Genomic DNA, 15,708 nt, shown 5'->3' with positions numbered 1-15,708 from the left:
TTTTCAGCGCTACTTTTCATATACAAAACCGTTGTGCGTCATTTAAAAATGAAAAGCTGAAAAATAAATAACAACCACTAAAATTGAATAATACAGACTTTAAAATTGACATCAAGACTGTTTGGTCTTTAGTAATTGGAAACCTATTGCTTACAATCGTTGGTGCTTTAGCTAAAGTTCAACATTGGGAGTTTTCACAGATATTTTTAACTGTCGGACTAATACTTTTCTTTTCGACCTGGATAATCGTATTTAGTGATATGTTGAAGAACAATATTTATAACAAGTCATTCTGGATTATAACTATGTTCATAATGCCGAGCATCTTGACAATATTTTATTTGATTCAAAGAAATAAACTAATGCGACTCGGACAGAAATTTTCTAAACGACTAAAAAAAAAATCAAAAAACGACTGGACAACATGGGCTATAATTCATTGTGGCATCATACATAAAACAATAATAGTAACCATCAAACGGCCTGATTTCATAAGTGGAAAAGTCTACGACGTTTCCCACAACGAAATCATAGCCTAAACGTTGTGCTTCATTAAAACCAACCGTTACCTAATGATAAAATTCTTTACAAAAATTCGTCAAAATATGATCACTGATAATAAATTCGGCAAATATTTGATATATGCTGTTGGTGAAATAATTCTCGTTGTCATTGGAATTTTGATTGCTCTACAAATTAATAATTGGAACGAAAATAGAAAAGCAGAAAAAATTGAATTGACTTATTTAATCAGGCTCAAAAATGATCTTGAAAAGGACACTTTGTATCTAGAAAATAAGATGCAATACTTAAAAGGTGAAAAGGCTAAGATTTATCAATTTGTCCATCAATTATATAATGTTCAAAAAACAGAAAAGGAATTCAAACAATTATATATTTTACAAAGTTATGTTACGGAAAGTTTAGTGCTGCAGACAAGTACTTATGAGGAATTGAAAAACACTGGATTAACAAATATATTTCAAAATGAAAGTTTAAAAATAGAAATACTTGATTTATATCGCGAATATCAGATTGCAGCGGACCATTTTATTGAAATAAACAATTTTACTGCTAGAGAAATATTCAGTAAATCAGCAAGTGTTGGGATAAAATATTATGTTCCTGATTTGTATGATGAAAAAAGGTTATTTGAAGGGACAAATTGGGAATTTATAAATGACCCTAATTCAGAATCCTTCAAACTCATTGAAGACACGCAAATAAATTATTATATCAAGTATGGTTATTTGATTGGGCACTTTGAAGATTTATTAATAAAATCAAAATCTTTGTTTTTCAAAATCAATAAAGAACTTTCAAAAGAAGAAGATAAAGTTTAAATTAATAAAAAAACAAAATCAAGGACTCAAACAACTAAATGAGAAATTAACTGAACTAGTTAAAACAGATTCAATAAATTAAATGTATGTATATATCAAAAGTTTGGATTCATAAAAGTGTAGAGGAATTGTCTAATAATAGTGGTCGCTTTTGGATTAACTATACTTTTTTAAACGAGCCAAAAGCTGGAGATATTATAAAAGTGACTAACGAAATGGCTGAAGACATTGCGGATAAGGAACTTTGGAAAAGAGAATATGGACCAGGAAATTATATAGTGCAAACCGTAGCTAATATTTTCGACGAAAAAATTCATGATGAATTTTCTTTCTGCTTAATGATTCTGAAAGAAAAATAAAAAACTGCTTACAATAAGGGCTATAATTTATTGTTTAGTTTATTTACTACAATTCAGAAAGTTTTGTACATTAGACAGGCATGAACCCAAGCTCGATTTGATAAATATCAAATCTCAACATCGGAATCTTAGCCTAAATGTTGTGAGGAATAAAAACTAAATAAAAGAATGAAAAAAAGGAATAAAATTATATTGATAATATTGTTAGTAGGAATTGCTGGATTCTTTGGCTTTCAAAAACTGGCTATTTTAGAGATAAATAATGCTGTTTTTAAAGTGGTTCCCGAAAAAGAGGGAATTCTTGAGGAAATACCTTTTGTCAACTTAAAAATTTCTTCAAATGACCGTCAATTGAATGCAAACTTTTTAATTACATCAAAGGGGGCTCCATCCGTTTTTATTTGTACTGGAAATGCCGAAGCCTTATATGAATGGAAGGAAATACAAGTCTATCTTAAGAGTAAAGGCTTTTCATCTTTTGTATTTTCCTACAGCGGATTTGGCAGCAGTACCGGTTCTCCTAGTATTGAGAATTTAAATCAAGACATCCTGGCTGCTTACAAACAATATATACAACTTACCCCAGAATCTTCTGAACGTATTGCTTTATCGCATTCATTGGGGAGTGGTCCTTTGCTAGAAATGGCCAACAAACTTATTCCAGCACCTTCAAAATTATTAGTTCACGCTCCCTTTTCTTCAATCAGAGAAGAAGCTATAGCGAGTGGTGATCTTCCAAGTAGTTTGTCATTTTTATTTCCTGATGTTTGGAATAATATGGAAAATGCAAGTAAAACAAGTTTACCATTGTTTTTAGTTCATAGTAGAGCGGATAATAGGCTTCCTTTTACTAACAGTGAGAAAATATTTAAAAATGCTGGAAACAATGCTCAATTATTATTAATTGATAATTATGGACACAATGCAATCTATCAAAATGTAAATGACGATTTTATGATTCCTATTTTAAATTTTATTAATAATTGAAGTTAACCCATAGATATTACTGAAATAAACGCATAACAACAATGTATATAAGCCATTAGAACGGCTCATAGACTAGACGTTAGCAACTGACCCGTCCTGAAATATGTATACAAAAAATCAATTATACACGCATAAAAAATGGGCGTATGATTTAGGCAAGTAAAAATAGATAAAGATTGAAATAATACAGGCGTGTTGGAATTGGATGACATGCCAGAATTAGGATCTTGTGTGCTTGGTGTAAGAGCTAGATTCTCCAAGGATTTACTTACAGTCTTTCAATTAGCAGTTAAAAACTCCTCAGTTTGAGGGCTCTTTTTATGCTGGGAAAGCATAGGTGAAACATTTTGATTTGTGCTTATAGCCATTAATAATTTTAGGATTTAATTGTAATTTATATACCTCAATTCTTGATAATAAATCACCAAATAGTAGGAGCAAGTAAGACACTCTCCAACATTTTATGTTTTTTCTATTAAAATGTACTGTTTTGGTGTTCTCATTTGAAACTACTCAGCGAATTCAGCCCTCATTAGAACTTCTTACATTAAATCCATTCCATCACATTGCCTCTCCATTCTGCTTCGCTCCATGTCGGTCAATGCGCTTCATGAAAACGTCTTGGACACTAGGCATTATTGAAAAATTTGATAGCTTTAAACTGGCTGTAGTATATCAGTATTTTAAGTGCTAAATCGGTGAGTAATTTTTTACAAATTTACTCACCGAATACCTCACCTTTTATTTGATATTATATGCATTTATTTGGTATCGGAGAAAATGAAAAAAGCCTGTGAAAATATAATTCACAGGCTTTTGATAACAATTGACACCAAATAGCATCAAATTTAAGCGGAGAAAGAGGGATTCGAACCCCCGGAGGTGTGACCCTCAACAGTTTTCAAGACTGCCGCATTCGACCGCTCTGCCATTTCTCCAGATAATCTTAGCGCGTGCAAATATATAAACCTTTTTTGTAATCCCTAAATATTTTTTGAGAATTTTTATAGATGAAATTATTACCACATTCAATATTAGAATTACGGACCATTAGTCTATACTTAGCTTTATCCGTTTGTATATTTGTAACACACCAGTTCTTTTTTCCAGTATTAAAAATAAAATTGAGAAAATAGTAGTAATTTTGACAGTTGGTTTCGTGGTAGAAGTGTAGTTAAAAGATAGAAGCTGTTACCTAATAATGGAGAAAATAGAATTTCAACATACACAATTTTGAAGCATCGCTATAATAGAAGAGAAAATGAAGGATAGTATTAAAAATTTAGAATGGCGTTATGCTGTTAAAAAGTTCGACTCAGAAAAAACACTTTCAAACGAGAAAATAGAAAGATTAAAAAAAGCATTCAATCTAACGGCCACCTCATATGGATTGCAGCCTATTCGAATGGTAGTATTGCAGAACAAGGAGATGCAGGGAAAATTGGTAGCCAGTTCTTATGGACAACAACAGGTATTTCAAGCTTCCCATGTTTTAATCATTTGCATAGAACGCGTAGTTGATAAAGATTTTATTTTGGAATATTTTAATAGGGTAAAAAATATCAGAAAAACTAGTGAAAGCATTATCAATCCTTTTGAAGATGCCTTAGTAAGTTCATTCTCAAAAAAAGACTTCAAGGAAGTAAAGGATTGGGCTACCAATCAGGCCTATTTAGCATTGGGAAATTTATTGACGGTCTGCGCTTTTGAAGAAATTGATTCTTGTCCCATGGAGGGGTTTGTACCCTCTGCCTATGATGAATTATTAGAGTTAGAGGAATTTGGACTTTCATCTGTGCTGGTATTGCCTGTTGGATATAGGGCGCAAGACGATATGTTTGCAGAGATGAAAAAGGTAAGACGCCCATTGAAGGATAGTATTATAGATATTATTTAAAATTGGTAAGTCCCATATAGATAAAATATTCCAAACCGAATTAGATTAATTTTTTACGATTTATATTTTATGCCAGGATTTGAACTTTTTGGAGATAAGGAAAGAGACCAAGTTAATGATGTTCTCAATTCCGGTGTTTTAATGCGTTATGGTTTTGATGGTAAGCGAAATGGCCATTGGAAAGCTAAGGAATTGGAGAAGGCCCTTGCAAAAAGAATGAAAGTGAACCACGCTCAGTTGGTAAGCAGTGGTACGGCTGCCTTAACAGTAGCCATGGCTAGTGCTGGGGTAGGAGCAGGGGATGAAGTGATCATGCCCACCTTTACCTTTGTAGCTAGTTTTGAAGCGGTACTAGCCTTGGGAGCGGTTCCTATTTTAGTGGACATTGATGATACCCTTACCCTAGAACCTAAGGCTGTAGAAAAAGCCATTACAAGCAGAACCAAGGTGATCATGCCAGTGCACATGTGTGGTTCCATGGCTAATTTAAGAGCATTAAGGGATCTATGTAATAAACATAGTATATTATTATTAGAAGATGCCTGTCAAGCCATTGGAGGCACTTATGAGGGGAAACCTTTGGGGAGTTATGGGGATTTGGGCTGCTTTTCTTTTGATTATGTAAAGACCATAACTTGTGGTGAGGGTGGCGCCATTATTACTAACGACGAAACTTATTATAAAAATGCTGATCACTATTCTGATCATGGCCATGACCACGAAGGTACCGATAGGGGAGCAGAAGCCCATCCTTTTTTAGGATATAACTACCGTATTTCTGAGCTACATGCAGCTGTTGGTGTGGCGCAATTGAAGAAACTAGATACTTTTTTAGGCATACAAGAAAAAAACTACAACACAATCAAAAAGGCGTTAAGTACAATTCCTGAAATCACCTTTAGGACAGTGCCTGAAAATGGCATTGAAAATTATTCTTTTATTAGTTTTTTCCTTCCTTCCGAAGAACAGGCCAGAAAGGTACATGGTTCGCTATCCAAAGCAGGAGTAGACGCTTGTTTTTATTGGTACGATAACAATTGGCATTACCATCGTAAATGGGCACATTTAAAGCACTTAAAAACACTTGGGTATCTTCCTTCAAAAGTCTACGACCATCTTCCTAATTATGAAAAGGCAGATTTTTCAAAATCAGATCATTGGATGGGAAGAACCATATCATGTTTAATCAAACTGAGCTGGACCAAAGAAGAGGTGAAACAGCGCGCCGAAACGATGGCCAAAACCATTCGCGAAAATCTTTAACTGAATATTATTTTAGTAAGTAGAAGAAATTAGTATCCCACGTATTCCTCTATGGTTAGGCCGTATCCTACAATTCCCACTCTCTTTGTTTGGGCAGAATTGGTCAATAATTTAATCTTAGCAATATTAATGTCATGCAATATTTGGGCCCCAACACCAAAATCTTTGGCATCCATATCTATTTTGGGTGCTTTTAAAACTCCTTTTCGTTGCAGGTCCTTCAACTCTGAAAGTCGACCCAATAGGTTCAAGGATTGAGATTCCTGATTGATAAAGACAAAGGCACCTCTCCCTTCAGTATTGATGGCATTAAACATATCCTCTAATTTCTTATCGGGATTATTGGTTAATGTTCCCAAAATATCATTGTTGACCAAGGTTGAATTTATTCTGGTAAGTACTTTATCATTTTTGGTCCAGGACCCTTTGGTAAGAGCTATATGTATTTGGTTGTTGGTGGTCTGTTTATAAGCTCTCAATCTAAATTCGCCAAATCGCGTAGTGATATTGAAATCCTCCTTTTTCTCAATCAGGCTGTCGTGTTCCATTCGGTAAGCGACCAGTGCTTCTATGGATACAATTTTAAGGTCGAACCTTTTTGCCACTACCATCAATTGAGGTAATCTGGCCATGGTGCCATCTTCGTTCATGATTTCTACGATAATACCCGCAGGCTGCAGTCCGGCTAAGCGAGCAAAATCAATGGCTGCTTCCGTATGTCCTGTTCTTCTCAATACACCACCTTCTTTGGCCACCAATGGGAAAATATGTCCTGGTCTTGCCAGATCATGAGGTTTGGTATCGGAGTGGGTCAATGCGATAACGGTTTTAGAACGATCAGCGGCCGATATCCCAGTGGTAACCCCATTCCCTCTAAGATCCACAGAAACTGTAAATGCAGTTTCCAAAGGATCTGTATTGTTGTTCACCATTCTATGAAGCCCTAGCTCCTTGCAACGCCCTTCGGTAAGAGGAGCACAGATAAGACCTTTGCCATGGGTAGCCATAAAATTCACCAGTTCTGGAGTGACTAGTTCTGCTGCAGCTAAAAAATCCCCTTCATTCTCCCTATTTTCGTCATCCACAACGATAATTACCTTACCGTTTTTAATGTCTTCAATAGCTTCCTCAATTGTATTCAGCTGTGTCTTATGTGTCATAATGGGTATTAACTTTTTTTGCGATAGTAAAAATTTTCTTGAAAAACTGTTTGAAAAAATCAGTGATATTTCCAAAAGTCATTAATCCTTTGTCGGCCGTGGCCCTTTTGGTCAAGTATACACCCAAAGGCAACATAATCAAGGTAGATAGCCAAGCACCAAGGATCGGATTTATATTCCCTTCTTTAGCATAGTTTCCTGCAAATACCCCAATAAAATAGTAGGTTAGGAACAAGATGATTGCAATAACCATGGGCAATCCTAGTCCGCCTTTTCTTATAATGGCGCCTAATGGTGCTCCCACAAAAAAGAGAATTACACAAGAGAGTGCCAAAGCATATTTTTTATGTAACGAAAGGATATGAAGGTTGTATATTTTATACTTTACTTCTAGCTCTTGTTTCTTGCCTTCCACGGATGTTAATATGTTATTGCTAGAGTTTTTGGCTGAGCTTAGTAGTTGTGCCTTTTGCCATTGAGGGTAAAGATCTATCACCTTTTCAATATCTGGAGCCTTAGATTGATCTGCCATCAAGGGAACAAAAAGACTGTCCATTGGTTTTTTACGAGTTAGACTATCCATTGGCCTTGAGAGAGGAATAAACGCTCCCATTCTATTAGCTATGCTCTTAGAAAAGGTTTCAACGGTTTTTATATTGTCTTCTCTTAAGGAATCTATATCCTTACTGAGTCTGGATATATTTTTCATTTTATCAGTGCTCACGTCTCTTTCTTCCTCCATATCCACATTATTGAGTTCGGAAAGATCCATATTTATGGTATAGGTCTCAAAATTTGATTTGGCAAAAGGATGTTTTTTGCTGTCACTACTGGATCTTGTTTGTACATCTTCGTAATAATGTCCGTCCCGCAGCACTAATTGTAAAATATCCGAATCCTCACTGCTTACTAATTCTCCTGTTTTGGCCTTGATGACCGTATTGTTGATATTGGTTCTAGATTTCTTATGGATAATAACGTTTTCTAAAAATCGGTCATTCTCCCCTGATTTTTTGTCAACCTTAATATTCATGCCAGTACCTTCAAAATCACTGAAGACCCCTTCCGAAATGGCCACGGCGGGTTTCACCTTAGCGATGTTCTTTCTTAGATTGTAAATTTTTTGTTCAGAGGCCGGAATAATATTATTCGCAAAATAAAAAGTCACACCTCCCAAAAACACCACTAAGATAATAAGGGGCAACATGGCTCTTTGTAGGGATATTCCAGAGGCTTTCATGGCAGCAAATTCATAATTCTCGGCAAAGCTCCCGAACGTTAAGATGGACGAAAGTAAGACGGTAAGTGGGAGTACTTTTTCCGTAAGATTGGGTATAAGGTAAAATAGGAATTTACCAATGATGGCAATATCTAAGCCTTTACCAGCCAAATCGTCAATAAAGAGCCAAATAGTTTGAAAAATGAAGATAAACATCAAAATGACAAACGAACTGACAAAATTAAAGACAAACCTCGATAGGATGTAGCGGTCTAGTATCCTCAACTTTCTAATTTCTTATAATGTAGTACCCTTCGTTCTTGTACTTGCTTTCATCAAATGTAAATAAGGTTTTTGATAAAGGCTGGTCAGTTTTAAAAGAATTAACAGTGATGGTGGTCTTTGTACCATTCTTTCCTGTTTCAATGAGTCTATAGATGTGTTTTGTCCCAATATCAATGCCCAATAAGATGGTTTTAATTTCTGAGTGGGTATCAATAGGGGTCAATTTAACGAACTGGATTTTTCTTCCTTGTATATTTTGAAGCACATCCCAATCATAATTATGTCCCGATTTATAAAAAGTTAGCATTTTGGAAGGAGTCACGGTATTTACGTCCTCAGACTTGTTCTCTATGGTTACTTCCTCATTTTCAGGGACAATGGTATATACTTTTTTACCATCAAACAATTGCTGTGAACCTAAGTAATTAAACAGGTATTTATCCCCTTGAAGGGTGACATCACCTCTAGTTTCTTGATTGATGTTGGCTTCGGTGTTTTGAAGCGCATATTTAAATTCTACATGGATGTTTTTATAACTCTGCACCTTATTATAAACTTCGTCCAATAATGACTTTGCCTTTGCAGCGTTTTGTGCCATGGAAAAGCTGGAGGTCAAGACAAATGCCAATACAAATAATTTTTTCATCACTTTGTTATTTTTTTTCATTTTCTAATAGTTGATCTAACGCATACATGTCTTGCACCAAAACCTGTCTGGCCTTGCTACCTTCAAAGGAACCTACGATTCCGGCTGCCTCTAATTGATCTATGATACGCCCTGCACGGTTATAACCTAGTTTAAGCTTTCGTTGTATCAATGAGGCGGAACCTTGTTGTGCCACCACAATCACCTCTGCAGCTTCTCTAAACATGGCATCTCTTTCCGATATGTCATTATCAAGACTTGTGCCAGAATCATCTCCACCTACATATTCAGGTAACATATGAGCATCTGGGTATGCGCGTTGGGAGCCTATATATTCTGTTATTTTGGCTACCTCTGGAGTATCTACAAAGGCACACTGAATTCTTGTAACGTCATTTCCTTGGGTGAACAACATGTCCCCTCTACCTATTAATTGGTCGGCTCCTTGGGCATCTAGTATGGTCCTAGAATCTATTTTAGAGGTAACCCTAAACGCAATACGAGCGGGGAAGTTCGCCTTGATGATCCCTGTGATCACATTAACGGATGGCCTTTGTGTGGCAATGATTAAATGTATCCCTATGGCTCTTGCCAACTGTGCCAATCTTGCAATTGGAGTCTCTACTTCCTTGCCAGCCGTCATAATAAGATCTGCGAACTCGTCTATAACCAATACGATATAGGGTAGAAATTTATGTCCGTCGTTAGGGTTTAATTTTCTAGCCTTAAATTTTGTATTGTACTCCTTAATATTTCTGACCATGGCAAGCTTCAAAAGCTCGTAGCGATCGTCCATCTCAATACAAAGTGAATTTAATGTATTGATAACTTTGGTGTTATCCGTAATGATAGCTTCTTCTACATCCGGTAATTTGGCTAAGAAATGTCTTTCAATTTTATTGAAAAGAGTTAATTCTACCTTTTTGGGATCTACCAATACAAATTTTACCTCGGCAGGATGTTTTTTATATAGTAATGAGGTCAATACTGCATTTAATCCCACAGATTTTCCCTGTCCAGTGGCACCTGCCATTAATAAGTGAGGCATTTTAGCCAGATCCACCACAAAGGTTTCATTGCTAATGGTTTTTCCAAAGGCAATAGGCAGTTCCATTTCTGCTTTTTGGAATTTCGGAGATGCAATCACAGATCGCATGGATACGATGGTAGCATTTTTATTCGGAACTTCAATACCGATGGTGCCTTTTCCTGGGATTGGTGCAATAATTCTGATTCCCAATGCCGCTAAGGACAAGGCGATATCATCCTCTAGGTTTTTAATTTTTGAAATACGAACCCCAGCTTCTGGTACTATTTCATACAGGGTTACTGTTGGCCCTATGGTTGCTTTGATCTGTGCGATACCAATCTTGTAGTTCCGCAGGGTCTCTACAATTTTGTTTTTGTTTTCTTCTAGTTCCTCTTGATTGATGGTGATACCTCCACCAACGCCATGTTGGTCCAGTAATTCTATGGTAGGGAATTTGTAGTTCCCCAATTCGAGGGTTGGATCAAATTCTCCAAAATCCTCCACCAATTTATTCGACAAAAGATCGGTATCTTCAACTTCTTCTTTGATCTTCTCCACTTCCATAGCGATATCATCCTCCTCATCACTTTTGCCGACTTCTACCTTAAATCCATCTTCAGTATCATCTAGTTGTAATGGGGGTATATCTTTTTTATGGGTATAGGTATCAATGACCTGAGGGGCTTCTTCTTTCTCTGGTAGTACTTCTGCTAAGTCACTCTGATCTATTGCCTTAGAAGGCTTTGTTTTTAAGTCGGTCCCCAGGGAGCTACTTTTCTGTTTAAAGTAATTAATGATGGTTTCTGGAGTAAATTGGAATAAGCGGACAAAGATAACCGTTAAACCAAACAACAATAGAAGGAACACCCCAATTTTGCCAGTATAGTCTTGTAGAAAATCATTCATTTCGTATCCAACAATTCCTCCCAATAAAGGCCTTTTTTCTGCAAAGAACCCAAGTGTAATGGATATCCAGATGATAAAGATTAGGCCCCAGATCCATTTCCTTAACAACCCTTTTTTATCGAGGCTAAGAAATAGGTGCAATCCAGTAATAAAAAACAGAAAGGTGAATATTAAGGAAGCCAAGCCAAACCCTTTATACACAAAAAAATGGCTAATGGAGGCCCCAAATTTATTTAGGAGGTTTTTCGCTTGCTCGTTTCTGTCCGAAAACTCACTCAAGAGGCTTTGGTCTGCCTGCCAAGTAAAATAGAAGGAGACAAAAGAAAAAAACAAGGCTATACTGAAAAGCATCAATAAGCTTCCCAATATTATTTTATTTTTTTTGGACAACTTTAGTGACCGTCCTTTTTTTGTAGCGATAGGCTTTGACTTTTTTACCTTCTTTGCCATTAAATCTTATATTCTTAGCGGCTAAATTACAAATTTAGTACGGAAGCCGATTCTACAATAGTTTTAAAAAATTTTTGGACAATAAATAATGAGACCTATTATAGATGCTGCAATGGATACCAACATAACTGCACCTGCTGAGACATCTTTTATAAATCCAATTTTAACGTCATATTTGGGTTGAACAAAATCGGCTAATTTTTCAATAGCAGTATTGAGCCCTTCCACCCCTAAGACCATGGCGATAGCGAAGATCTGTAAAATCCATTCCGTGTTTGAGATTTCAAAATAAAATCCGGCAGCAGTCATCAAAAGCCCAATAAAAATCTGAACCTTAATACTCGCTTCCGTCCGGATAAGTAATAAGGCACCACGCAGGGCAAAACCTACCCCTTTAATTCTATTTTTCAGAAACGATTCCTTAGGCATTCATAAGGGCTTCAAGGGCAGCACCATAATTGGGCTCATCCACAATTTCAGGTACCTGCTCGTTGTATACTACTTGCCCATTTTCATCTATAACAACAACTGCTCTAGAATGTAGACTTTGAAGTGGTCCGTTCGTGATTTCCAAGCCATAGGATTTTCCAAAACTACCTTCTCTAAAATCAGAAAGCATTTCTACGTTATTAATTCCTTCTGCTCCACAAAAACGAGCTTGGGCAAAAGGGAGGTCTTTAGACACGCATAAAACCACCGTATTATTTAATTTAGCGGCCTCTTCATTAAACTGTCTTACCGACTGGGCACATGTACCTGTATCGATACTTGGGAATATATTTAATACCACTTTCTTTCCTTTATAATTGGTAAGGGCTGAAGGTGACAAATCTGTCTTTGTCATATTAAAATTTGGAGCTGTTGTTCCTATTACTGGAAGTTCTCCCAAGGTATTGATATTATTTCCTTTTAAAGTAATTATAGCCATTTGAAGAAGTTTTAAAATTCGTGGTGAAATTATAAAATATATGTATTAAAGTGGAGGATTTGACCACAAAAAAAGTCCTTCAAAACATTGAAGGACTTTTTTTAAAGTGATTATATTATTTTTTGTCTATTGCACCAAGTACGCGCTGCATAAATTGGTTCAATGCCTCTTTTTTCGGGGTGCCCTCTTTTATAGCTTTGGCAACATCCAATGCTCCGTACATATTGGAAATAAGCTCTCCAATAACATCCAATTCTTCATCTTTTAAGGAGGGTAATTCGGTAAGTGCTTCCAAAGTCTCAATGGTCTCAATCACAAAATCCTCGTCTTTCTCCTCGATGAACGTGGTGAGGTGTTTAATTATAGGTAATTTCACTGATAAGTTCTTTTAAAACATCGTATTTATTCGTTTGAACCTGATTCTTTAATTTCCCCCCAGTAAAGGCTGCAAAAGTTGGTAAATTATCAACATTAGCAAGTTTTCTTGATTCGGGAAATTTTTCAGCATCCGCTATAACAAAGGTTATATTTTCATTTATGGAAGCCTCTTTTTTAAATTTGGGCTTCATGATACGGCAATTGCCACACCAGGTTGCCGAGTACTGAACTACAACATTTGTATTGTTGTCCAATATCTCTTGTAAATTATCTTTTTCTAATTCTAATATCATAACTATTGCAATTTTTTGAGTGGATAAAAATGCTTGGAGCAATCGCTCCAAGCATATAATTTAAAATATCTAACCTAGTTTGCGTGGGTAGAAAGATAATTGGCAACCCCCGTTCTATCGGCGGACATTGCATCCTTACCTTCTTCCCAGTTTGCAGGACAAACCTCTCCTTTTTCTTGAACATGTGTGTATGCATCTACCAAACGCAAATACTCGTTTACGTTTCTTCCCAAGGGCATATGGTTGATCCCTTCATGGAATACGGTTCCTTCCTCATCAATAAGGTAAGTAGCCCTATAAGTCACATTGTCACCATCAACGGTTACAACACCAGTTTCATCATCATACTGTTCGTTGGTAATGTCCAAGATACCCAATGTTGAGGCCAAGTTTCTATTGCTATCCGCTAAGATAGGATAGGTAACCCCTTCGATACCTCCGTTGTCTTTTGCTGTACTCAACCATGCAAAGTGAACCTCTGCAGTATCACAAGAAGCACCTATTACCAAGGTATTTCTTTTTTCGAATTCTCCTAAAGCAGCTTGAAAAGCGTGCAATTCTGTTGGACAGACAAATGTGAAATCTTTTGGGTACCAAAACAATAACACCTTTTTGTTATTGTTTTTTGCCTCTTCTAAAACATTGATCTTGAACGTATCACCCAATTCATTCATCGCGTTCACTGATAAATTCGGAAATTTTTTCCCTACAAATGCCATATTTTCTTTTTTTAAGTGTTAATTTTTTCCACAAAATTACATTTAAATAAGGCTCTTCTACGGCAGAGGGATTGGAAAATACTATGCAAGAATAATATTTATAAATACCAAAGGAACAAAGCTAAAATCCTTGACGACACGTTATTTTTAAGGAGTTTATTTTAAGAAAATACTAAAATTTACGCAAAGTAATTATGAATTTCATTTTTATGAATTTTCAAATAATCTAATTATTTTCAAACTCAATCTTGGAACCGAGTATAAAATTAGATTTGATAGACTTTTAATGCGCAAAAACTATGCAGGCTCTGTGGTCGATAATTGCTTGATTTTAATTTTTAAAGCAGCAAATAGCAGCGTCATAAATGGACTAAGCCAGTTGAAGATGGCATAAAAGAAATATTCACCAACACCAACACCCAAAACACCACTATGATAGGCCCCACAAGTATTCCAAGGGATCAGCACAGAGGTTACAGTACCGGAATCTTCCAAAGTCCTACTTAAGTTCTCTGGGGCCAGTCCTTTGTCTCTATATGCCTTTGCAAACATTTTACCAGGAACAACGATGGCCAGATATTGATCGGAAGCTGTAACGTTCAAAGCCAAACAACTGGCTACGGTACTAGCAAATAGACTAAAGGTAGATTTGGCCATGCCTAAAAGAGCGCTACTTATTCTGGCAAGGGCTCCAATACCATCCATAATACCTCCAAAGACCATGGCACAAACAATCAACCAAATAGTGCCCAACATTCCGGCCATGCCTTTGGACGAAAATAGGTCATTAAGGGCTTGGTTCTCTGTTGCTATATCTGTACTAATAGTGATAGCATTCATAATACCTTTATAGCCGGCTTCAAAAGTCATTTTAGTCGCTCCGGTTATTCCCATTACTATTTCGGGCTGAAAAATTAAGGCGAACACCCCTCCTAATAGTGTACCTATCAATAAAGCCAATAAGGGTGGTGCTTTTTTTAAGATTAGCAATATAACTGCTACAGGTACCAAAAACAACCATCCGTTTATATTAAAGGTATTGTCAATAGAATCTAATATGGCTTGGGTGTCGGCTGTGCCCGTCGTATCAATAGTAAATCCCATAATGATAAAAACTAAAAGGGTAACAGTGATGGTAGGGATGGTGGTAATCGACATGTATTTGATATGACTGAACAATTCACCCCCGGCCATAGCAGGCGCTAAATTTGTTGTATCACTCAATGGGGACATTTTATCCCCAAAATAGGCTCCTGAAAGGATGGCTCCAGCCGTCATTCCCAATGAAATTCCTAGGGTTTCACCAATACCAATCAAGGCAATTCCCACTGTTGCCGATGTGGTCCAAGAGCTTCCTGTAGCCACAGAAATTACGGCACAAATTATGACGCAGGCTGCTAAAAATATGGTTGGGTTTAAAACCTGCAACCCATAATAAATCATGGATGGAATAATTCCACTGATCAACCAAGTTCCAGAAAGGGCCCCGACCATTAATAAGATCAGCAGGGCCCCAGTGGTCGATTTTACATTTTCAGCTACCTCTGCCAGCATTTGGTCATAGGATACCTTATTAAAGACACCAACTATTGCCGCTACTGCGGCTCCCATAAGCAATATAAATTGGTTAGAGCCACTAAGGGCATCATCTCCATAAACAAAGACATTATAAGCTAACATCCCTACCAGCGCAAATACTGGAATTAGGGCCTCCCATATGTTTAATTCTTTGTTTTCAACTATATTTTCATCTTCTGGTTTAAGTGAATTAATGTCTTGACTCTGCATGAAAGGTATGTTAGTTACCTCGTAATATTACGATTTTGGGAATTGTTCTGCAAGTGT

General features: G+C 36.5%; 16 protein-coding genes and 1 tRNA gene. 6 read left to right on the top strand and 11 right to left on the bottom strand.

Annotated features, from left to right (window positions below):
* Positions 1 to 83: 83 nt before the first annotated feature.
* The 4 genes from ABXZ36_RS15805 (at position 84) to ABXZ36_RS09030 (ending at position 2,689) form a co-directional block, all read left to right on the top strand.
* On the top strand, positions 84 to 539 hold the full coding sequence (locus tag ABXZ36_RS15805; RefSeq protein WP_435602313.1) for a GldL-related protein: 456 nt from the start codon (positions 84 to 86) through the stop codon (positions 537 to 539).
* Between the two features lie 33 nt (positions 540 to 572).
* Positions 573 to 1,343 (top strand): DUF6090 family protein, encoded by a 771-nt coding sequence (locus tag ABXZ36_RS09040; protein ID WP_354615183.1) that lies wholly within the window; start codon positions 573 to 575, stop codon positions 1,341 to 1,343.
* An 86-nt stretch (positions 1,344 to 1,429) separates the two neighbouring features.
* Complete coding sequence (locus ABXZ36_RS09035) at positions 1,430 to 1,702, top strand: hypothetical protein (protein WP_354615182.1); 273 nt, start codon at positions 1,430 to 1,432, stop codon at positions 1,700 to 1,702.
* Between the two features lie 168 nt (positions 1,703 to 1,870).
* Positions 1,871 to 2,689 (top strand): alpha/beta hydrolase, encoded by an 819-nt coding sequence (locus tag ABXZ36_RS09030; protein WP_354615181.1) that lies wholly within the window; start codon positions 1,871 to 1,873, stop codon positions 2,687 to 2,689.
* A gap of 853 nt (positions 2,690 to 3,542) precedes the next feature.
* Here ABXZ36_RS09030 and ABXZ36_RS09025 read toward each other — a convergent pair.
* A tRNA-Ser gene (locus tag ABXZ36_RS09025) sits at positions 3,543 to 3,627 on the bottom strand.
* A gap of 323 nt (positions 3,628 to 3,950) precedes the next feature.
* Between ABXZ36_RS09025 and ABXZ36_RS09020 the strand changes: the two genes are divergently transcribed.
* Positions 3,951 to 4,586 (top strand): nitroreductase family protein, encoded by a 636-nt coding sequence (locus ABXZ36_RS09020; protein ID WP_354615180.1) that lies wholly within the window; start codon positions 3,951 to 3,953, stop codon positions 4,584 to 4,586.
* 69 nt (positions 4,587 to 4,655) lie between these two features.
* The gene (locus ABXZ36_RS09015; protein WP_354615179.1) at positions 4,656 to 5,849 is read left to right on the top strand and encodes a DegT/DnrJ/EryC1/StrS family aminotransferase; all 1,194 of its coding nucleotides are present in this window, start codon (positions 4,656 to 4,658) and stop codon (positions 5,847 to 5,849) included.
* Positions 5,850 to 5,878: 29 nt separating this feature from the next.
* Here the strand turns inward: ABXZ36_RS09015 and ribB are convergent, their stop codons facing one another.
* The 10 genes from ribB to nhaC all read right to left on the bottom strand — a co-directional run bounded on the left by ribB (position 5,879) and on the right by nhaC (position 15,651).
* Positions 5,879 to 7,009 carry a 3,4-dihydroxy-2-butanone-4-phosphate synthase gene (gene ribB, locus ABXZ36_RS09010; protein ID WP_354615178.1) on the bottom strand — a complete coding sequence of 377 codons (1,131 nt, stop codon included), beginning with the start codon at positions 7,007 to 7,009 and terminating at the stop codon, positions 5,879 to 5,881.
* On the bottom strand, positions 6,999 to 8,444 hold the full coding sequence (locus tag ABXZ36_RS09005) for an LptF/LptG family permease (RefSeq protein ID WP_435602321.1): 1,446 nt from the start codon (positions 8,442 to 8,444) through the stop codon (positions 6,999 to 7,001). Before ABXZ36_RS09005 ends, ribB begins: the two co-directional genes overlap by 11 nt.
* 73 nt (positions 8,445 to 8,517) lie before the next feature.
* Complete coding sequence (gene lolA1, locus ABXZ36_RS09000; protein WP_354615176.1) at positions 8,518 to 9,159, bottom strand: outer membrane lipoprotein periplasmic chaperone LolA1; 642 nt, start codon at positions 9,157 to 9,159, stop codon at positions 8,518 to 8,520.
* Between the two features lie 7 nt (positions 9,160 to 9,166).
* The gene (locus tag ABXZ36_RS08995; RefSeq protein ID WP_354615175.1) at positions 9,167 to 11,545 is read right to left on the bottom strand and encodes an FtsK/SpoIIIE family DNA translocase; all 2,379 of its coding nucleotides are present in this window, start codon (positions 11,543 to 11,545) and stop codon (positions 9,167 to 9,169) included.
* 63 nt (positions 11,546 to 11,608) lie between these two features.
* Positions 11,609 to 11,974, bottom strand: coding sequence for a diacylglycerol kinase (locus tag ABXZ36_RS08990; RefSeq protein ID WP_354615174.1), 366 nt, complete (start codon positions 11,972 to 11,974; stop codon positions 11,609 to 11,611).
* Positions 11,967 to 12,473, bottom strand: a complete 507-nt coding sequence (gene tpx, locus ABXZ36_RS08985; RefSeq protein WP_354615173.1) for a thiol peroxidase — start codon at positions 12,471 to 12,473, stop codon at positions 11,967 to 11,969. The genes ABXZ36_RS08990 and tpx overlap by 8 nt, the downstream gene beginning before the upstream one ends.
* A gap of 115 nt (positions 12,474 to 12,588) precedes the next feature.
* Positions 12,589 to 12,849 (bottom strand): DUF6952 family protein, encoded by a 261-nt coding sequence (locus ABXZ36_RS08980; RefSeq protein ID WP_354615172.1) that lies wholly within the window; start codon positions 12,847 to 12,849, stop codon positions 12,589 to 12,591.
* Positions 12,830 to 13,144, bottom strand: a complete 315-nt coding sequence (locus tag ABXZ36_RS08975) for a thioredoxin family protein (RefSeq protein WP_354615171.1) — start codon at positions 13,142 to 13,144, stop codon at positions 12,830 to 12,832. The genes ABXZ36_RS08980 and ABXZ36_RS08975 overlap by 20 nt, the downstream gene beginning before the upstream one ends.
* A gap of 74 nt (positions 13,145 to 13,218) precedes the next feature.
* Entirely contained in the window at positions 13,219 to 13,863 is a 645-nt protein-coding gene (locus ABXZ36_RS08970) for a peroxiredoxin (protein ID WP_354615170.1), read from the bottom strand.
* Positions 13,864 to 14,160: 297 nt separating this feature from the next.
* Entirely contained in the window at positions 14,161 to 15,651 is a 1,491-nt protein-coding gene (nhaC, locus tag ABXZ36_RS08965; protein ID WP_354615169.1) for a Na+/H+ antiporter NhaC, read from the bottom strand.
* Between the last annotated feature and the right edge of the window lie 57 nt (positions 15,652 to 15,708).

The sequence above is a fragment of the Sediminicola arcticus genome (assembly GCF_040566695.1).
Taxonomy (GTDB): Bacteria; Bacteroidota; Bacteroidia; order Flavobacteriales; family Flavobacteriaceae; genus Sediminicola; species Sediminicola arcticus.
This window is presented reverse-complemented; position numbering and strand designations above follow the sequence as displayed.